A 17,856-nucleotide genomic window follows, 5' to 3' on the forward strand; every position below is an offset into this window, starting at 1 on the left:
CGGCGACCTGGGGCCGTCGGTCGGAGCGCTGGGGAAGCGCCGAACACAAGGGGGCCGCAATGGCCATGTCTCGATCACGCATTCGCACGGCATGGGCAGCACTTCTGACCGCCGTGCTGCTCGTCGCGGGGCCCGGCGTCGCGCCGGCGATGGGCGACGATCCTCCGCCCCTGGCGTGGACCAACGTCGACGGCTATCCGAAGACGATCGACGGAGTCACGGTGACGTGGCAGACGGCGTCGTCCACGACGTCGCCCTTCGGGGGAGAGCTCCTGCGCGATCCGCTGCCGGTGCTGAGGGTGGAACTCGTGAACGGCTCGACGTCGACCAGGCACTTCGGTCTCGGGATGGACTTCGTCACGGAAGGCATCGTCGATCACCTCTGGACGCCTGAAGCTTGGGGCGATTTCGCGGACGTGCTGGGCAGCATCCAGTCCACCTTCTGGCTCACCCTCGACCCGGGTGAGTCGCTCTCCGTGGACGGCGGCGATGCGAGCACGTGGTTCAATCCGCTCCCGTCGTGGTCGGGCCATACGATGCGCATCTTCGAACTCACTGAGCCACCGTCCGAAACGGCCGCGTCGACGGTGACTCCGTTCGACACGCATGTCGTGCCCGGACGGTTCGTAGGCGCAAACCTCGAGAACGCCGACCTCGATCACGTATCGGAGATCATCGGCAAGCGCGCGACGGTCGACGGGGGCGCCGGCTCGCCGGATCTCTTCCCCGGTGTGGCGACGTCGGCGACGGCATCCGGCCTCACTCCCGGCGAAGAGCTGGAACTGTGGATCGCGCCCGACCTGGACTACTTCTACTTCGTCCTGCTCGGAGGCGGGCTGCCGGTCAGCGCGACCTATGTCGGAAGCGGCACGGTGGCGACCGACGGCACGCTCGTGGCCCCGCTCGCGCTGCCGGCGGCGCTTCCGTACGGCGACTATCAGCTCGTGGTCGGCGACCCGGCTGAGCGGTACTGGCCTGCCGGAAGCTACGGCGACTTCCTGGTGACGGCGCCGCCGAACGCGGAGTCTGACAACACGGATCCCGGAGTCGACACCGCCGTGATCCCGCTCGGTACGACCGAGGCACGCGTCTCGTTCCCCGCCAGCGCGACGGGTGGGACCACGACGGCGACGGTCAGCGGGACGGGACCGGCGACCGACGGGTTCCAGCTCGCGGGCGACCCGCCGCTTTACTTCCACCTCAGCACCACGGCGACGTTCACGGGAACGGCGACCGTGTGCTTCGCCTACGACACGGCGAATCTGCCGGGCGATCCGCCCCGGCTGTACCACTTCGACACCGCGCTCAACCGATGGCAGGACATCACGTCGACCCGCTCGCCAGGACTCGTGTGCGGCACGACATCGAATTTCTCGCCGTTCGCGCTGGGCTTGCCCGACGCCTTCGACTTCGCGGGATTCTTCGACCCGGTGTCGATGTCGGGTCCGAATGTCGCGAAAGCAGGGCAGGCCATCCCGGTGTCGTTCTCGCTCGGCGGCGACCAAGGACTCCAGGTGGTGACGTCGGCGCGGTTCGTGATCGAAGGAACCGTTGCGAACCCGCCGGGGGAGGAGTTGGATGCCGCGACCGCCGGCCGGAGCGGACTCGGCTACGACGCCCGCACCGACCGCTACACCTACGTCTGGAAGACGGACAAGGCGTGGGCGAAGAAGACCGGTCAGTTCGTCCTCACGCTCAGCGACGGCACGACCCACGCGTTCGACGTGAGCTTCAAGAAGTAGTCCTGACGCCGGGTCGGTGCCCTGCGCTACGGTGGCGGGCATGTTCGAGATGACCGAGAGCGCGCTGGTGGCGGCATCCGTCGACGAAGTCTGGAGCGATCTGACCGACGCCTCACGGCTCGGCGAATGGATCTGGCCGCCACGGTTCGACACCGAGGCCGTCGTCGAGCCGGTCGAGCTCGGGCGGTGGGAGGTGCGGTCGTCGGTCGCCGACCTGGCCGTGCTGGGCCGCGTGCTCGACCTCGAGGCGCCGACCCGGCTGCGGCTCGAGTGGCGGTGGGAGGGCGAGGACCACACCACCGACGCCGAGCTCACGCTCGAAAGAGCAGCGGATGCCTCGACCCGCGTGACCGTGCGCCACACGGGGTTTCAGTCGGCCGACGAGCGGGAGAGCCATATCGAGGGCTGGTCGAACTGCCTGCAGAGGCTGATCGATCGCCATGGCGGAGTCGCCGCGTTCGGGTAGCGACCACCCGCGGCTCTGGGGGCGGGTGCTCTTCGCGCTCATCTGGATCGCGGGAGTGCTCGGCGCGCTCCTGCTGCTGTGGTGGGGCATCTACCGCCTGCGGCCGGTCGAGCTGCAGCCTCAGGTGTGCGTGATCGACGACGGCATGATGCTGATGATCGGCGCGCTCGCGCTGGCCATGGTGGCGGCGATCGGCTGGCTGATCATGGGCTCGGGCGTGTGGTGCGCGGTGGTCGCGGCGCCCGGCTATGTCACGACGGCGCTCGTGCTCGCGTTCCCGTGCTCGTTCCTGCCGCAGCTCGTGCTGCCGTTCCTGTCTATGGTCGCGGTCGGGTCGGTGGTGCCGATCGTGTGGCTCTACTTCGCCGGCAGCGGCGGTCCGGCCACCGGCTCCGGCCGGGTCGGCGGCGGTGAGTAGCCTCAGGGGATGATCATCGAGTTCGAAGGCGAGATCTTCCGCTGGGACGCCCGCGACGACTCGGCCTGGTTCTTCGCGGCCGTGCCTCCTGAGTTGAGCGAAGACATCCGCGAGATTCCGCGGCCGTACCGCGGGTTCGGGTCGGTGCGCGTGCGCGCGCGGGTGGGCGGGTCGGAGTGGTCGACGTCGATCTTCCCGTCGTCGCAGAGCGGCTCGTACGTGCTCCCGCTGAAGAAGGCGGTGCGGGATGCCGAGGGCTTGGTCGACGGCGGTCCGGTGCTCGTGCGGCTCGAGGTGCTGGACGGATAGTCCGGACGGGGACGCGTTTCGTCTCGTCGCTTCGCTCCTCGCTCAACGGCCCGGGGTGGTGGTTTCGGGTTCCGTGCCCCTCGCGGGTCGTTGAGCGAGCGAAGCGAGACGAAACGCGGCGACCCCGCGTTCGAGGGTTTCTCCGCGCAAACCTGAGGGAAGTCAATGGGCATCATCGGTTCCTGAGGCGTTCCTGAGCCGACGCTGAGGCATCGCGCGTTGACAAGCGGTGACTGCTATCCCATGCTTCTGGGTGGGAGGGGATTCACGCATACCTGTGCGTGCGTTCCAGACCCGGCTCTGATGAAGTGCTGGGACGCAAAACTGGGGTTTTAGAATCTGGGGTTTTCATTCGGCCACGCTGCCGCGTGGTTTCGCCATGCCGCTTGCCGGCACGGCGGACATCCGTGCTTTGTCGCGCGGTTCATCAGGGCTGTCTTCAATCACCATTCACAGGGGAGACAGCGCACATGCGTGCATCAATCAAGAACTACATGGACGCGCTCGAGAAGCAGCGCATCGAGCGGGGCGAAGACGGCGGGTTCTCGCTGATCGAGCTCATCATCGTCGTCGTGATCCTCGGCATTCTGGCCGCGATCGCAATCCCGATCTTCATGAACATCTCGGCCACTGCTCAGACGAACTCGCTGAAGGCGATCGCGGCGAACGGCGCGACCCAGGTCGCGGCGGCCGTGGCGGGAAATAGCGCCACAGCGCCCGTTCAGGGCGCGACGCTCGCGAACCTGTCCAAGGACAACGTGACCGTCACCGTGACCAAGCTCACGGCCAAAGACATCGACACCATCTGCGTTTCTGCCGCCAAGGGAACGGAGACCGTCACGTCCGGCCCGGCCGTCACATACCTGGGGAGGAGCGAGAACGTGGTGAAGAACGAGCAAGGATTCAGCATCGTCGAGGTGCTGATCGCAATGTTTCTGCTGGCGATCGTCGCAGTCGCTCTCCTTCCGGCCCTCGTTTCGGGGATCCGGCACTCGTCGGAGCAGTCGGCAATCGCAACAGCGACCCGGGAACTCAATACCCTAGTCGAGGAGGCCCGGGGCACCCCAACGTGCCCAAATCTCTCCGCGGTCGCGCTCGAGCAGAACGTGACAGACGGAGCAGGTCGAGCGATCGTCACGTCGGGCACGGTCGGCACCTGCCCTGCTGCATCGAAGACCGTGAAGCTCGCCCTTAAGGCTGTTGATACATCCGGAGCGGTTCTCGCCACAACGACAGCCATCATCTACGTGCCATGAGCTACGACAACCCTCGCGACGACGCCGGCATCTCGCTCATCGAGCTGATCGTCTACGTGATGCTCACCAGCATCATCCTGATCGCGACGTCCATGATCCTCATCAACTCTCTGAACACTCAGAAAGACGTCACCAGCGTGAGCGAGGCGACGAACCGCGGTCAGTCCATGGGATCGACCATCGAGCGGGCAATGCGCAACGCGCTCGACTTCGAGGTCTCCGCCGATCAGCAGGAGCTGCGCGTGCGCACGTCGCTCGGCGGCGCCCAGCAATGCCAGGCCTTCTACCTGGCTCCCGGCACCGCGCGCCTCGCGCAGTCCGCCGGCGCGCTTCCCGGTCTGCCCGCCTCATGGACGGCATGGAACGAAGGCGTCAAGAAGAACGGGGCGACCCCGTTCTTCGCACAGACGGGTCAGTCCGTCGTCTACACGTTCGACATCGAGACCGAATCCGCGCCGGTGCGATTCGCAGGAGAGGCGTCGACCCGCTCGACGCCCACGGGGGTGAGCTCGCCATGCTGGTGATCGATCGACTTCTTCGCCACGCCCACCGCCGCTCCGACGACCGCGGCGCCGTGCTCATCACCGTCGTCATCGTGATGCTCGTCGGCTTCGTCGTCGCGAGCGTGGTCGCGGCATCCGTTCTCTTCACCATCCAGGCCAACGCCGAGAACCGCAGCCAGACGCAGGCGTTCGTCGCCGCGGAGTCGGGTCGCGACGTGGCGATCGCGTCGATCTCGGCCGGATGCTCGGTCACCTCGTTCTCGGGGACCGACCCCATCTTCTCCAGCACCGTGTACGTGACCGCGGGAGACCAGCCGACGTCGGCGACCGACCCCGGCGTGGGCGCCGGCTGCCCGACCGCCGCCACGCGCTACGTTGTGATCCGCTCCACGGGCACCGGCGCGGACGGCTCGACGGCGACCATCGACGCGGTCTACCCATGGCAGGTCACCTACTCGCAGCAGCCGGGCGGCGTCGTCACCTATTTCTCGGGTGGCTTCACCGCCGGCGTGTCGCACTACACCGGCGACCTCGTGCTGCGCGACGGAAGCTGGACGTGCAACATCGACGGAATCCTCGACGGCGACCTGTACGTGCTGCAGGGCACGACGACCTTCTCGAACAACTGCCAGGTCAACGGCGACGTCTGGTCGGACGGCAATGTCACCAGCAACAGCCAGGCCATCAAGGTGCGCGGCGACATCACCACGAACGGCTACGTCGCCATCTCGTCGAACGGCGGCGCGCTCCTCGACGGATCGGTCACCGCCAAGGGCACCATCACGCTGAGCGACCAGGGAAGCACGCAGGCTTCGGTCACCGGCGACCTCACGAGCCGCAACTCGATCACGGTGGGCTCGCTGTGGACCGCGCCCGGCACCCGCACGCCGAACAGCCCGACCGACCCGGTGTTCGAGCCGACCCTCGAGTGGCTGAAGGCGGCCACCAAGTGGATCGACCTCGACAACACCGGGTGGGGCACGCCCTACACGGCCACCAACGTCTGCAGCCTGCTCAACAACAACCCGACCCCGAGCATCAAGAGCCTCGTGGAGACACCGGGAAGCCGACTCGTGCTCGACTTCACCTCGTGCGGCAACGGCGCCGTCGACATCGCGTTCGGCAACATCACGCCGCAGCGCGATGTCGTGATGATCGCGAAGCCGAGCGTGCGAATGGTCGTCAACATCAACGGCACAGTCGGCGACGACGGCAACAACCGCCAGGTGCTGTTCATCCACTCCGACGCCACGCGAAACTACACCGGCGGCGAGCCCGTGCCCAACTGCGGCAACGGCAACCAGAACGACAAGTTCGACATCTCGGGCGCCGTGAACGCGAACGTGCGGCTCATGATGTACTCGCCGTGCGGCATCACCGGCACGGTGACGTCGAGCTTCTCGGGTCAGTACTACACCAACGACTCGGTGCACATGCACTCGAGCGCCACGTACACCTGCAAGCCGATGTCGTGGGCGCCGTCGTTCGATCAGCTCGGCTGCAAGATCAAGGGCGAGGGCGGCGTGGCCGAGGGTTCGCTCGTGCAGCGCCTCGGCAGCCTCGTCTACCAGACGGAGCTGCAGCCGTGACGCCCCTCGAACTGTTCCTCGTCGTCCTGGTCGGAGTCTTCGGGCTCGTGATCGGGTCATTCCTCAACGTCGTCGTCTACCGAGTTCCCGCCGGCATCCCGCTCAGCCGCGAGAGCCGCTGCCCGCAGTGCGACAGTGCGATCAAGCCGTGGCACAACGTGCCCGTCGCCGGGTGGCTCGCGCTGCGCGGGCGCTGCGCGGCCTGCGGCGAGTCGATCCCGGCGCGCTACCCGCTCGTCGAGGCGTTCACCGGGATCGCGTTCGCCGTGATCGCGTGGGCGTTCCTGGCGACGACGGCTGCGGCATCCGTCCGCGAATCCTGGGCGCTGGGGCTCGTGATCGTCGCCTTCCTCTATTTCGTCGCGATCAGTATCGCGCTGACGCTCATCGACCTCGAGACGCATCGCCTGCCCGACGTGATCGTGCTGCCCAGCTACGTCGTCGGGCTCGTGCTCTTCGCCGGCGCCGCGTGGCTGAGCGGCGAGTGGGACGCGCTGCTGCGCGGCGGCGTCGGGATGATCGCGCTGTACGTCTTCTACTTCGTGCTGCGGCTCGTGCGGCCCGGCGGCATGGGAGGCGGCGACGTCAAGCTCGCCGGCGTCGTGGGGCTGTACCTCGGATGGGTGGGCTGGGGAGCCCTCGCCGTGGGCGCCTTCGCCGCCTTCCTGGTCGGCGGGGTGGTCGGCATCGCGCTCATCGCCACCCGCCGCGCCGGACGCAAGACCGCCATCCCGTTCGGACCATTCATGCTCATCGGCGCCTGGACCGGCGTCTTCGCCGGCGAAGCCCTGGGGCACGCCTACACCAGCCTGTATTCGGGCACCTAGAAAGGAAGATCGTTCATGGGGAAAACGATCGTCGGATTGGAACTCACCGAGGAGAGCGTCCGCGCCGCGGAGATCACGGTGTCTCGCACACCGCAGCTGATCGCCTGTGGTGAAGTGCCGCTGCCGCCCGACGCGGCCAAGGACTCCGAAGTGCTCGACGCCGGCACCATCGCGGTCGCTCTGCGACAGCTCTGGGCGGGCGCTCGCTTCAAGAGCCGGGATGTGGTGCTCGGCGTCGCGAGCCGCCGCATCCTGGTGCGCGAGTACACGACGCAGGCCATGCGGCCCGACCTGCTGCGCGATGCGCTGCCGTACCAGGTGCAGGACCTGCTGCCGGTGCCGGCGAGCCAGGCCGTGCTCGACTTCTTCCCGCTCTCGCAGCAGGGCGATCAGGTCAGCGGCCTGCTCGTGGCCGCCGTGTCGGAGTCGATCGAGCAGATCATCGGCACGCTCGACAAGGTCAAGCTGCGCGCGCGCAGCGTCGACCTCACGGCCTTCGGCCTCGCGCGGGCCACGGCCCGGCTGGCGGCTCCGACCGAGACGGTGGCGACGGTCTTCGTCGGCGATCACACGACGCAGCTCGTGGTGTCGCGCGGCGGAGTGCCGCTGTTCGTGCGCATCCTGCCCCTCGACGTGCCCACGGCTGCGTCGCTGCGACAGGCGCCCGTGCCGATCGACGCGGTGGCCGAGCTGGAGTCTTCGCTGGCGCTGGTGCCGGCCACTCGGGTGCGCAACTCGCTCCGCGCCGGATCCACCGTTCCTCCGGTCGTCAACGATCTCGCGGCGCGCGTGCGCAGCACCATCGCGTTCTTCGCCGGCCGGCCCGGAGCCGCGCCGATCGACCAGGTGTTCGTGACCGGCGCCGGCGTCGCCGTGCCCGGCGTGATGCCGGCGCTCACGGCGGCCATCGACGCGCCGCTGCGCTCGGTGTCGGTCGAGGAGGTCGTCGGCGTCCGCGCCGTGCAGCCCTCCGGCGACCTGACCCTCAATCTCGTGTCGACGATCGGCATCGCTCTCGGGGAGGCCCGCTGATGACTGCTCTCACGCCCGCGTTCAGCGGAGTGCCACGTGTCAACCTCATGCCGCGCTCGGAGACGTTGCGCCGCGAACGCGACTCGGTGACCCGAGGCTGGATGTGGGGAGTGCTCGGCGCGATCGTCGTCGCGCTCCTGATCATCGCCGCGGCCTTCGGCCTGCGCTGGGCGGCCGAGCAGCGGCTCGCCGCCGAGCAGGCGCAGTCGAACGCGATCCTCGCCGAGCTGGCGGCGCTGGCCGATGTCAGCCAGGCGCTGGCCACGGAGCAGGAGCTCACGACCTTCCGGGCGGAGGCCATGGGCGCCGACTTCGCGTGGGCCCCCGTCATCGCCTCGGTCGCGGGCAGCCTGCCGAGCGGCGCTGCCCTGACAGGCTTCGACCTCCTGAGCGGCGGCATCCCCCAGGGCGAGGATCCTGCCGTGCAGGTCGGGCTCACGGGCACGATCTCGGTGGGCAGCGCCGACCCGATCGACATCGTCCAGGCGGTGCGGTCGCTGCGCGGCGTGCCGGGCGTGCTGTACGCAGACGGCCAGTCGGTCACCTCGAGCAGCGTGACCGAAGGCGCCTACGCCTACCTGCTCACCGTCACCTTCGACCAGAGCATCTACTCGGGCGAGTTCGCCATCCAGGGGGAGGAAGACTGATGCCCAAGCAGCTCATCACCGTCATCGGGCTGATCGTCTCGCTCGGAGTGATCGCCCTCGGCATCGCCGTCGTGGCTCTGCCCATGTGGGTGCAGTCGCTCTCGATCGACGCCGAGACCGCGACCGTGACCGACACCAACGCGCTCTACCAGGCCCAGGTGGACGCCCTCGAGGCGGAGCAGGAGCGGCAGGGTGAGATCGAGGCCTCGGTTGCGGCCCTGCGCACCGAGATCCCGGCGACCGGCCGGTTCGACGACGTCTTCGAGGTCATCGGCCGGGCGGCAGCCGCCGCCGGCGTCACGATCGTCAGCGCCACCGCGGGCGAGTCCGCCGCTTTCGTCGTGCGGACCACCGCGATCGAGCCGGGCGCGGAGCCGGTCGCCGAGGTGGCGGCCGTCCCCGAGGACGGCGCTGACGGCACGACGGCCACCGATGACACGGCGGTCGCGACCGACGGCACGGGGGCGGACACGGGCGCCGCCGCACCGGTCGACGCGCCGCTCAGCGGCCGTCAGCAGGTCGACTTCACGATCCAGGTCACCGCGAACGACATGGCTCAGGCGACCCGGTTCCTCGACGCGCTGCGCGCGGGGCCGCGCCTGCTTGACAGCATCACCGCGACCACGACCCAGACGGGCACGGCGGTCGAGGTCCAGGTCAGCGCTCTCACGTTCGTGGACTCTGAAGGGTGAAGGGCATGATCAACCTCGATCTGGACGCCATGCTGGCCCGCGCCGCACGCCACCGCGCGTCGGACGTGCACATCACCGCCGAGCATCCACCGCTCATGCGCGTCGACGGCGACCTCGTGCCCATCCCCGGCTACCCCGACCCGCTGCCCGAGTCGTGGGTCGAGCATGCCGCGCTGACCTTCATGTCGCCGCTGCAGCGACAGGAGTTCGAAGAGCGCTACGAGGTCGACCTCGCGCTCGCGAGCCCCGGCATCGGCCGCTTCCGCATCAACGTGTTCCGCCAGCTCGGGTCGATCGCGATCGCGCTGCGATTCATCCCCGACCGCGTGTACACGCTGGAAGAGCTCGGCGCGCCGGCGATCGCGCGCGAACTGGCGCTGAAGCCGCGCGGACTGGTGCTGCTGACCGGACCGACGGGCTCTGGCAAGTCGACCACGCTCACCGCGATGATCGACATCGTCAACCAGCTGATCCCGGCGCACATCATCACGATCGAGGACCCGATCGAGTTCCACCACGAGAGCAAGCGGGCGCTGATCCACCAGCGCGAGGTCGGCAGCGACACGGCATCGTTCTCGGAGGCGCTGCGGCGCGTGCTGCGTCAGGACCCCGACGTGATCCTCATCGGCGAGCTGCGTGACCCCGAGTCGATCCGCACGGCGCTGTCGGCAGCCGAGACCGGCCACCTCGTGCTCTCGACGCTGCACACACAGGGCGCGGCGAAGAGCGTCAACCGCATCGTCGACGTCTTCCCGCCGGATCAGCAGGCGCAGATCCGCACCCAGCTCGGCGACACCCTGCAGGGCGTGATCAGCCAGACGCTCATGCCGCTGTCGCAGACCGACGGCCGAACGATCGCCACCGAGGTGCTGATCAACACCCCCGCGGTCGCGAACATGATCCGCGAGGGTCAGGTGGCGCAGCTCTACTCCGCGATGCAGGCCGGCGCGTCGGTCGGCATGCACACCCTCGACCAGGACCTGCGACGACTCGTCGAAGAGGGCGTCATCGCGCAGAACGTCGCGAAGTCGTTCGCGGTCGACCCGAAGAGCCTCGACGGTGCGCACGTGCGTCCGCGCGACCTCGACGCCGAGGCATGGGCGCTGCACGCGGGGGAGTGGCACCAGCCCGATCCGCAGGCGGTCGCCTCGAACACCACGCCCGGCACCGGGCTCGGCATGGGGTCGCGCTTCGGCACGGTCCCGAAGGAACAGGGGTTCTGAGATGGCCGTCATGCAGGAGTTCCTCTACCGCGCGGTGGATCCCCGCGGTGGAGCCGTCGTCAAGGGCAGCGTCGAAGCCGCGAGCGAGACGGCCGTCACCGGAAAGCTGAAGGCGCAGGGACTCACACCGCTCGAGGTGACCCTCAAGTCGAAGACCGGCCTCAACCGCGAGCTCAAGATGCCCGGCGTCTCGAAGCAGGTGCCGGCCAAGGCGCTCGCGATCTTCGCGCGCCAGATGGCCGGGCTGCTGAACGCCGGCCTGCCGCTCATGCGGACGCTCGCGATCCTCATCGATCAGACGGAGGACAAGCGGCTCCAGCCGGCGCTCGTCGCCGTGCAGGCGGATGTCGAGGGAGGGTCGTCGTTCTCAGGCGCCCTGTCGCGGCATCCGGATGTCTTCCCGCCGCTGCTGCTCAGCATCGTCAAGGTCGGCGAGACCGGCGGCTTCCTCGGCCAGGCGCTCGACTCCATCGCCGAGAACTACAAGCGCGAGGCCGAGCTGCAGAACAAGATCCGCGCCGCGACGACCTACCCGGTGATCGTCCTGATCATCGCCATGGTCGGCGTGCTGGCGATGGTCACGTTCGTCGTACCGGTGTTCGAGAGCATGTTCGCCGGCCTCGGCAACGAGCTGCCCGTGCCCACGCAGATCCTGGTGAACCTCTCGCGCAACATGTGGTGGGTGCTGCCGCTGCTCGCCGTCATCGTCATCGCCGTCTGGGCGTGGTGGTCGCGCAACAAGAACACCGAGCAGATGCGTCGCCTGGTGGATCCGCTCAAGCTCAAGCTGCCGATCTTCGGCAAGCTCGCCACCAAGATCGCGGTCGCCCGCTTCGCGCGCAATCTGTCGATGATGCTCGATGCGGGCGTGCCGATCATCCAGGCGCTGGCGATCGTCGGCCAGGCATCCAACAACTGGAAAATCGAAGCCGCCGTGCGCGACATCCAGGAGTCGATCCGGCAGGGCAAGTCGTTCGCCGGCCCTCTGGCGAAGGCCGATGTCTTCCCGTCGATGGTGGCGCAGATGGTGTCGGTCGGAGAGGAGTCGGGCACCCTGTCGGAGATGCTGGCGAGCATCGCCGACTTCTACGAGGACGAGGTCGAGACGGCCACGGCGCAGCTGTCGGCGACGATCGAGCCCGTGCTCATCGTGGTGCTGGGCATCGTGATCGGCGCCATGGTGATCTCGCTGTACCTGCCGATCTTCACGCTCTACCAGGACCTGAGCGCGCAGTAGCAGCAGCCCCAGACTCGGCGCCGAGATCCCCTCCCGCACGGGCTCGGCGTCGAAACCACCGCCCCTGGTGAGGGCCGAGAGGCCCCCGGGGGCGGTGTGCTGTCGGTCAGACCGAGACGCGCAGGACTTCCTCGATCGTCGTCAGGCCCTGGGCGACCTTCGACCAGCCGTCCTCGCGCAGCGAGATCATGCCCTGCTGGAGAGCGACTTGACGGATGTCGCTGCCCGTCGACCGCGTCACGACGAGCGACTCGATCTCATCGCTGAGGGCCATGACCTCGTGGAGGGCGACGCGCCCGCGATAGCCGGTGCTCGAGCATGCGGGGCAGCCCACCGCACGGTAGAGCTGCGGCACGTCGCGCGGGTCGTGCGGGAAGCCGAGGGAGCTGAGCACCTCGGTCGGCTCGATCATCGGCTCGCGGCACTTCATGCAGAGCCGGCGCGCGAGGCGCTGGGCCACCACCGCCGACAGGGCGGTGGCGACGAGGAACGGCTCGCAGCCGATCTCGGTGAGTCGCGTGAGGGCGGACGGCGCGTCGTTGGTGTGCAGCGTCGACAGCACGAGGTGACCCGTGAGCGCCGCCTCGATCGAGATCGTCGCGGTCTCGTGGTCGCGGATCTCACCGACGAGCACGACGTCGGGGTCGCTGCGCAGGATCGACCGCAGGGCCGATGAGAACGTCAGGCCGGCGCGGTTGTTCACCTGCACCTGGTTGATGCCGGCGATGCGGTACTCGACCGGGTCCTCGACCGTGATGACGTTGATCTTCGGGTTCGCCACCGCGCGCAGCGCCGTGTAGAGGGTGGTCGACTTGCCGGAACCGGTGGGGCCGGTCACGAGGATCATGCCGTGGGGCTTCATGATCGCCTCGCGGAACCGGCGGTCGTTCACCCCCGAGAACAGCAGGTCGCGCATGGTCATCGTCTGCCCGGTGTTGTCGAGGATGCGCATGACGATCTTCTCGCCCCACACCGTCGGCAGGGTAGCCACGCGGAGGTCGACCGAACGACCCTCGTGGGTGACGGAGAGGCGGCCGTCCTGGGGCTTGCGCTTCTCGGCGATGTCGATCGCCGACATGATCTTGAGGCGCGAGATGATGCCGTCCTGGATGGTGCGATCGGCCTTCTGCATCTCGTGCAGCACCCCGTCGATGCGGAACCGGACGGTCAGCTGCTTCTCGCCGGGCTCGACGTGGATGTCGCTCGCCCGGTCGTTGATCGCCTGGGCGATGAGGAGGTTCACGAACCGGACGACCGGCGCGTCGTTGTCCTGCTCCTCGAGCGACTCGGTGAACGCCGCCTGGTTCGTCTCGGCGGACTCCTCGATGGTCATCGAGAGCTCGCTCAGCTCTTCGTCGGAGCGGAGGAACCGCTCGAACATCTGGGAGAGGGCGTCCTGCGCGACGACGACCGGCTCGACGAACAGATCCGTCACGCTCGCCACGTCGTCGAGGGCCACGATGTCGGTGGGATCGAGGATGCCCACGGTCAGCCGGTCGGCCGTCTTGTCGACGGGGATCAACTGGTACTTGCGGCAGATGGCCCCGGGAACGAGGGCGACCACATTGGGGTCGAGCGGCATGTTCGCGAGATCGATGAAGCGATGGCCCGTCTGCAGCGCGATGGCCTCGGCGAGCTGGCTCTCGGTGACGAGCTTCGAGCTCACCAGCAGGTGCTGCAGCTCAGGCCCCTCGCCCACCTCGGCCATGGCCGCCGACATGTCTGCCGCGCGCACCGCACCGGTGAGCACGAGCGTCTGCGCGAGTCCTCTCATGGCGTTTCCCCTTTGTCCCCGCGCTCATCCTACGGCGGGAACGCCGCTGGACACCTACCTCAGCAAACCCTCAGGAAACTGCTTGCCGAATCTTGGGCAAAACCGACTTCAACTCTGTATGAGAAGTCTTTAATGTTGTCGACGGGGATGGAGACATGCAGACGCATGGATCCTGAGTTTGCCTCTGAATCGACTGGCCGACTGGGCGAAAACGCGGTCTGATCAGGGATATTTTATCCACAGATCAAGAAAGCCACCGCTATGCGCACTTTCATCAGCAACTACATCCAGTCCGAGAAGGCCCGTCGCGAGGAGAACGGCGAAGCCGGCTTCTCGCTCATCGAGCTCATCGTCGTCGTCGTGGTTCTCGGCATTCTCGCCGCCATTGCGATCCCGATCTTCCTGAACATCCAGGCCGAGGCGGAGACCAACGCCGTCAAGACCGCCGCCGCCAACGGCGCGACGCAGGCCGCCTCGGCGATCGCGCAGGATGACACGATCGACACAGCGACCTTCTTCGGCAACCTTAACGAGGCCGACATCGTCGTGAGTTTCCAGTCGACGGATCGCACGCTCGACAACTTCTGCGTGCAGGCCGTGAAGGGCACTGGCGGCACGCCGCAGTACTCCGGACCCGGCTGCCCCGCCCCCACCCCGTAACCCCCTCAGACTCGCCGGGGCCGGTTTGCCTGGCCGGCCCCGGCGTACTTTCGTGCGAAGGGGGAGCCGATGCGTGACTCCGAGGGCTTCAGCATCGTCGAGGTGATCATCGCGATGTTCCTGCTCATGGTTCTCGCGCTCGCGGTGCTGCCGCTCATCATCGGAGCGACGAACACGAGCGTGGTCAACCGCGACCTCGTCGCCGCGACCACCTTCGCAGGCGCCCAGCTCGCCCCGATCAAGGCCTCGTTCCCGAACGATCCGGCGACGCCGACCAGCTGCGCGGCTCTCCGGGGCCGCGCAGCCACCGACGTCGTCGACACCGCGGGAACCGGCCTGAAGGCGGACATCTCGGTGGGCGCCTGCCCGGCGACCTACCCGGGCATCGTGCTCGTGACGGTCGCCGTCGAGGACTCGGCGGCTCCCGGAGCCGCCCTCGTGCGGCTGCCGACCCGCGTCTCGGTGTCGGGCCCGTGAACGCCGACGACGACGGCGTGACCCTCGTCGAACTGATCATCTACATCGTCGTCACCTCTCTCTTCCTAGGACTGCTGGCCCTCATGTTCGTCAACGGACTCCGCGCTCAGGCGCAGACCACCGATCGCGATTCCGCGACCGGTCAGTCGAACGTGGTCAGCAACTCCATCCAGTCGTCGTTGCGCAATGCCACGGCCTTCACGATCACTTCGGCCAACCGTGCGCTGATCGCGAAAGTCTCGACCCCGGGGGGGCGGTCGGGAGTGCCGGGCATGGGTCGTGACGACCGGTGGAGATGTGCGGTACCGGGTTGCGGCATCCGCCATCTCCACCTCCGACACGAGCGCGTGGACCGTGCTCGTGGACGGCGACGCGGCGAGCGGCGACGGTGCGCACCCGTCGCTGTCTCGCCGCGACGGCACCCATGCCGACGGCAGTCCGCGCTTCGTGCCGGTCGACGCCGACGGCGACGGGCTGACCGACGCGTTCTCGCGCAGCGGCCTGACCCTGTCGTACGGCCTGGACGTCACCCGCGGCGACGCGACCGTCTCGCTCTCGAACGGCGTCACCGCGCAGGCGTTCGTCGAGGGAACGGACACGCTCACATGCTGGTGAACCCGTCCTCCCGCCACGGTGCCCTCGGCGACCGCGGGTCGTCGCTCGTCTCGGTGCTCGTCATCATGCTGGTGCTCAGCATCGGCGGACTCGCGCTGGCGGCGATCGTCACGAACACCACGTCGATGCTCGCCGACAGCCGCAGCACGGCCCAGTCGCGCGCCGCAGCCGATGCCGGTCTCGCCGACGCCGTGACCGCGCTCCGCCGCGGCACCCTCGCCTGCCCGAGCACGCTCAAGAACGTGAAAGTCGATACAGCGGATGCCTCGTCCCCGACGTACAGCTACAACGTCACGTGCGGCGCGGGCATCGCCACCATCACGGCGACCGGCACGGCGTCCAGCGGCATGACGACCACCCAGGCCATCTACCGGTACACGGAGACGCCCGCGGGCGCCGGCGACATGGTGTTCTTCGGCACCAGCGACGTCACCTTCACGGCCGAGGTGAAGACCGCGGCCTCCGGCCGTCTGCTCGACATCGTGGTGCCGCAGGCGGGCTTCGTGTGCCAGAACCTCATCCCCGCGAACATCACCCTCGGCGGTGACATCGACGGCAACGGCGGCTGCACCATCAAGGGGAACGTCCGCGCGACCGGAATCGTGAACATCTGCTGCGGAAGCGACACCTTCGAGGGAGACCTGTCGACCTCCGGCACCGGCAGCGGCGTGATCCGCGGCACGGTGCTCGGGAACGTGCACGCGAACGGCGCACTCACCTTCGGCTGGGAGGGCAAGCGCGTCGGGAAGTCGGTGACGGCCAACGGCAACGTCTCGCTGGGCAACGTGCGCATCGACGGATCGCTGACGATGCCGTCCGCCAAGACGTACAAGCCTCAGGACGGCACCGTGGCGGGCGGTGTCTCCACGCCGCCGACGGTGCCCGGCCCCACCCCGCCGACCCTGCCGCCGTGGTTCGAGTACAAGTACAAGGCGTCCGACTGGCCGGGCTTCAGCGTCGTCACCCTCGTGAACTCCGGCACCGGGCCCGGCACGTGCTCGTACTTCAACAACTCGCCCGGCACCGGATGGACGACTCTCGCCGCCTACACGGGCGCCACCGTCCTCGACGCGCGGGCCTGCACGACGCTCTCCGCCAACAACGGCTCGAACCCGACTCTCTCGATCCGCACCAACCTGGTCATCCTGGCCAAGGGCATGAATCTCACCACCCTCACCATCAAGGCCGCCCCGGGGCTCTCGTCGAAGCCGAAAGTGTGGTTCGTGACCGAGGACCTCACGCCCGGCGACATCAAGCCGACGTGCGCATCGGGCTACGGCCCGATCTATATCAACGGCACGGTCACCGCGACGAGCGTCACGGCGATGGCCTACACGCCGTGCAAGATCGACGTCGGCGGCGGCGCCGGCGGGATCGCGGATGCCTGGAACGGGGCGTTCTACGGCGGGGGCTGGAACTACGGCGGCGGCCTCACCTTCACCGCAGATCCCATCGGGCTTCCCGGCATGACGTCGGGCGGCTCCGGCGGCAGCGGGTCCGGCACGCTCGGCGCCCTCGTGTCCCAGCGCGACATCCCTCCGCAGGTGATCCCGTGAGCCCAGCCCTTCTCGCGTTCGTGCTCGTCTTCGCCGGTCTGCTGGGCCTCGTGATCGGGTCCTTCCTCAACGTCGTCATCTACCGCGTTCCCGCGGGCATCCCGCTCACCCGTGAGAGCCGCTGCCCGGCCTGCGATGCCGCGGTGCGACCGTGGCAGAACGTGCCGGTGGTGTCGTGGCTCGCGCTCCGCGGCCGGTGCGCGTCGTGCGGCGCGACGATCTCGCTGCGCTACCCGCTCGTCGAGCTCGCGACGGGGCTCGCATTCGCCGGTGTCGTGTGGCTCTTCCTCGCCCAGCCCGGCGTGCCGGTCGCGGCATCCGTCATCGTGACGATCGCGTACCTCTACTTCGCCGCGATCACCATCGCGCTCGGGCTCATCGACATCGACACCCACCGCCTGCCGAACAGCATCGTGCTGCCGAGCTACGTCGTCGTCGCCGTGCTCTTCACACTTGCCTGCGTGCTCGGGGCGGACTGGTCGGCGCTGCTGCGCGCGGGGATCGGCGCAGCAGCGCTGTACCTCTTCTACTTCGTGCTGCGGGTGGTGCGACCGGGTGGCATGGGCGGCGGCGACGTCAAGCTCGCCGGCGTGGTCGGCGCCTACCTGGCCTGGCTCGGCTGGGGAGCACTGGCCGTCGGCGCCTTCGCGGCGTTCCTGGTCGGCGGCATCTTCGGTGTCGCACTCATCCTGATGCGGCGCGCCGGACGCAAGACCGCGATCCCGTTCGGGCCGTTCATGCTCGCGGGCGCATGGATCGGAATCGTCGCCGGCGAGACGCTGGCCGGCTGGTACGTGGGACTGTTCGCGATCGCCTGAGCGATCGCACGTAAG

General features: G+C 68.3%; 20 protein-coding genes. 18 read left to right on the top strand and 2 right to left on the bottom strand.

The window, feature by feature from the left end; translation table 11 throughout:
* Nucleotides 1-59: 59 nt before the first annotated feature.
* The 13 genes from JX005_RS07060 to JX005_RS07115 all read left to right on the top strand — a co-directional run bounded on the left by JX005_RS07060 (nt 60) and on the right by JX005_RS07115 (nt 11,941).
* Nucleotides 60-1,742 carry a PxKF domain-containing protein gene (locus JX005_RS07060; protein ID WP_214466736.1) on the top strand — a complete coding sequence of 561 codons (1,683 nt, stop codon included), beginning with the start codon at nt 60-62 and terminating at the stop codon, nt 1,740-1,742.
* A 40-nt stretch (nt 1,743-1,782) separates the two neighbouring features.
* Nucleotides 1,783-2,208, top strand: a complete 426-nt coding sequence (locus JX005_RS07065; protein WP_214466737.1) for an SRPBCC family protein — start codon at nt 1,783-1,785, stop codon at nt 2,206-2,208.
* Complete coding sequence (locus JX005_RS07070) at nt 2,183-2,626, top strand: hypothetical protein (protein ID WP_214466738.1); 444 nt, start codon at nt 2,183-2,185, stop codon at nt 2,624-2,626. The genes JX005_RS07065 and JX005_RS07070 overlap by 26 nt, the downstream gene beginning before the upstream one ends.
* A gap of 9 nt (nt 2,627-2,635) precedes the next feature.
* On the top strand, nt 2,636-2,935 hold the full coding sequence (locus JX005_RS07075; protein ID WP_214466739.1) for a DUF1905 domain-containing protein: 300 nt from the start codon (nt 2,636-2,638) through the stop codon (nt 2,933-2,935).
* Between the two features lie 494 nt (nt 2,936-3,429).
* Nucleotides 3,430-4,191 (top strand): prepilin-type N-terminal cleavage/methylation domain-containing protein, encoded by a 762-nt coding sequence (locus tag JX005_RS07080; RefSeq protein ID WP_214466740.1) that lies wholly within the window; start codon nt 3,430-3,432, stop codon nt 4,189-4,191.
* On the top strand, nt 4,188-4,715 hold the full coding sequence (locus JX005_RS07085) for a PulJ/GspJ family protein (protein WP_214466741.1): 528 nt from the start codon (nt 4,188-4,190) through the stop codon (nt 4,713-4,715). Before JX005_RS07080 ends, JX005_RS07085 begins: the two co-directional genes overlap by 4 nt.
* A complete protein-coding gene (locus JX005_RS16060; RefSeq protein ID WP_246533687.1) occupies nt 4,706-6,283 on the top strand; it encodes a bactofilin family protein in 1,578 nt (525 codons plus the stop codon). The genes JX005_RS07085 and JX005_RS16060 overlap by 10 nt, the downstream gene beginning before the upstream one ends.
* Complete coding sequence (locus JX005_RS16065) at nt 6,280-7,110, top strand: prepilin peptidase (protein ID WP_307858523.1); 831 nt, start codon at nt 6,280-6,282, stop codon at nt 7,108-7,110. The genes JX005_RS16060 and JX005_RS16065 overlap by 4 nt, the downstream gene beginning before the upstream one ends.
* A 15-nt stretch (nt 7,111-7,125) precedes the next feature.
* Nucleotides 7,126-8,142, top strand: coding sequence for a pilus assembly protein PilM (gene pilM, locus JX005_RS07095; protein ID WP_214466742.1), 1,017 nt, complete (start codon nt 7,126-7,128; stop codon nt 8,140-8,142).
* Nucleotides 8,142-8,789 carry a PilN family protein gene (locus JX005_RS07100; protein WP_214466743.1) on the top strand — a complete coding sequence of 216 codons (648 nt, stop codon included), beginning with the start codon at nt 8,142-8,144 and terminating at the stop codon, nt 8,787-8,789. The genes pilM and JX005_RS07100 overlap by 1 nt, the downstream gene beginning before the upstream one ends.
* Nucleotides 8,789-9,481, top strand: a complete 693-nt coding sequence (locus JX005_RS07105; protein ID WP_214466744.1) for a ribonuclease E domain-containing protein — start codon at nt 8,789-8,791, stop codon at nt 9,479-9,481. Before JX005_RS07100 ends, JX005_RS07105 begins: the two co-directional genes overlap by 1 nt.
* 5 nt (nt 9,482-9,486) lie before the next feature.
* On the top strand, nt 9,487-10,704 hold the full coding sequence (locus JX005_RS07110; RefSeq protein ID WP_214466745.1) for a type IV pilus twitching motility protein PilT: 1,218 nt from the start codon (nt 9,487-9,489) through the stop codon (nt 10,702-10,704).
* Between the two features lies 1 nt (nt 10,705).
* On the top strand, nt 10,706-11,941 hold the full coding sequence (locus JX005_RS07115; RefSeq protein ID WP_214466746.1) for a type II secretion system F family protein: 1,236 nt from the start codon (nt 10,706-10,708) through the stop codon (nt 11,939-11,941).
* A gap of 106 nt (nt 11,942-12,047) precedes the next feature.
* Here JX005_RS07115 and JX005_RS07120 read toward each other — a convergent pair whose 3' ends face one another.
* The gene (locus tag JX005_RS07120; protein WP_214466747.1) at nt 12,048-13,715 is read right to left on the bottom strand and encodes a GspE/PulE family protein; all 1,668 of its coding nucleotides are present in this window, start codon (nt 13,713-13,715) and stop codon (nt 12,048-12,050) included.
* Between the two features lie 261 nt (nt 13,716-13,976).
* Here JX005_RS07120 and JX005_RS07125 point away from each other — a divergent pair, with 261 nt between their 5' ends.
* Together JX005_RS07125 and JX005_RS07130 are read left to right on the top strand one after the other, a co-directional pair.
* Nucleotides 13,977-14,375, top strand: a complete 399-nt coding sequence (locus tag JX005_RS07125) for a prepilin-type N-terminal cleavage/methylation domain-containing protein (RefSeq protein ID WP_214466748.1) — start codon at nt 13,977-13,979, stop codon at nt 14,373-14,375.
* A gap of 69 nt (nt 14,376-14,444) precedes the next feature.
* Entirely contained in the window at nt 14,445-14,852 is a 408-nt protein-coding gene (locus JX005_RS07130) for a prepilin-type N-terminal cleavage/methylation domain-containing protein (protein ID WP_214466749.1), read from the top strand.
* A gap of 142 nt (nt 14,853-14,994) precedes the next feature.
* Here JX005_RS07130 and JX005_RS16255 read toward each other — a convergent pair whose 3' ends face one another.
* Nucleotides 14,995-15,126: a hypothetical protein gene (locus JX005_RS16255; protein WP_281422047.1), complete on the bottom strand. Its 132-nt coding sequence runs from the start codon at nt 15,124-15,126 to the stop codon at nt 14,995-14,997.
* Between the two features lie 5 nt (nt 15,127-15,131).
* Between JX005_RS16255 and JX005_RS07135 the strand changes: the two genes are divergently transcribed.
* The 3 genes from JX005_RS07135 to JX005_RS16075 are packed head-to-tail and all read left to right on the top strand — an operon-like array spanning nt 15,132 to nt 17,841.
* Nucleotides 15,132-15,467: a hypothetical protein gene (locus JX005_RS07135; protein ID WP_214466750.1), complete on the top strand. Its 336-nt coding sequence runs from the start codon at nt 15,132-15,134 to the stop codon at nt 15,465-15,467.
* Nucleotides 15,464-17,023 carry a hypothetical protein gene (locus tag JX005_RS16070; RefSeq protein WP_246533688.1) on the top strand — a complete coding sequence of 520 codons (1,560 nt, stop codon included), beginning with the start codon at nt 15,464-15,466 and terminating at the stop codon, nt 17,021-17,023. The genes JX005_RS07135 and JX005_RS16070 overlap by 4 nt, the downstream gene beginning before the upstream one ends.
* The gene (locus JX005_RS16075; RefSeq protein WP_307858524.1) at nt 17,020-17,841 is read left to right on the top strand and encodes a prepilin peptidase; all 822 of its coding nucleotides are present in this window, start codon (nt 17,020-17,022) and stop codon (nt 17,839-17,841) included. The genes JX005_RS16070 and JX005_RS16075 overlap by 4 nt, the downstream gene beginning before the upstream one ends.
* Nucleotides 17,842-17,856: the final 15 nt, after the last annotated feature.

The sequence above is a fragment of the Microbacterium flavescens genome (assembly GCF_018588945.1).
GTDB lineage: Bacteria > Actinomycetota > Actinomycetes > Actinomycetales > Microbacteriaceae > Microbacterium > Microbacterium flavescens.

Coding starts and splice junctions, on each gene's coding strand:
- JX005_RS07105 (WP_214466744.1), top strand. CDS start 8,789: ATGCCCAAGCAGCTCATCACCGTCATCGGGCTGATCGTCTCGCTCGGA.
- JX005_RS07110 (WP_214466745.1), top strand. CDS start 9,487: ATGATCAACCTCGATCTGGACGCCATGCTGGCCCGCGCCGCACGCCAC.
- pilM (WP_214466742.1), top strand. CDS start 7,126: ATGGGGAAAACGATCGTCGGATTGGAACTCACCGAGGAGAGCGTCCGC.
- JX005_RS07080 (WP_214466740.1), top strand. CDS start 3,430: ATGGACGCGCTCGAGAAGCAGCGCATCGAGCGGGGCGAAGACGGCGGG.
- JX005_RS07120 (WP_214466747.1), bottom strand. CDS start 13,715: ATGAGAGGACTCGCGCAGACGCTCGTGCTCACCGGTGCGGTGCGCGCG.
- JX005_RS16060 (WP_246533687.1), top strand. CDS start 4,706: ATGCTGGTGATCGATCGACTTCTTCGCCACGCCCACCGCCGCTCCGAC.
- JX005_RS07125 (WP_214466748.1), top strand. CDS start 13,977: ATGCGCACTTTCATCAGCAACTACATCCAGTCCGAGAAGGCCCGTCGC.
- JX005_RS07100 (WP_214466743.1), top strand. CDS start 8,142: ATGACTGCTCTCACGCCCGCGTTCAGCGGAGTGCCACGTGTCAACCTC.
- JX005_RS07115 (WP_214466746.1), top strand. CDS start 10,706: ATGGCCGTCATGCAGGAGTTCCTCTACCGCGCGGTGGATCCCCGCGGT.
- JX005_RS07070 (WP_214466738.1), top strand. CDS start 2,183: ATGGCGGAGTCGCCGCGTTCGGGTAGCGACCACCCGCGGCTCTGGGGG.
- JX005_RS07130 (WP_214466749.1), top strand. CDS start 14,445: ATGCGTGACTCCGAGGGCTTCAGCATCGTCGAGGTGATCATCGCGATG.
- JX005_RS07085 (WP_214466741.1), top strand. CDS start 4,188: ATGAGCTACGACAACCCTCGCGACGACGCCGGCATCTCGCTCATCGAG.
- JX005_RS07060 (WP_214466736.1), top strand. CDS start 60: ATGGCCATGTCTCGATCACGCATTCGCACGGCATGGGCAGCACTTCTG.
- JX005_RS07075 (WP_214466739.1), top strand. CDS start 2,636: ATGATCATCGAGTTCGAAGGCGAGATCTTCCGCTGGGACGCCCGCGAC.
- JX005_RS16255 (WP_281422047.1), bottom strand. CDS start 15,126: ATGCCCGGCACTCCCGACCGCCCCCCCGGGGTCGAGACTTTCGCGATC.
- JX005_RS07065 (WP_214466737.1), top strand. CDS start 1,783: ATGTTCGAGATGACCGAGAGCGCGCTGGTGGCGGCATCCGTCGACGAA.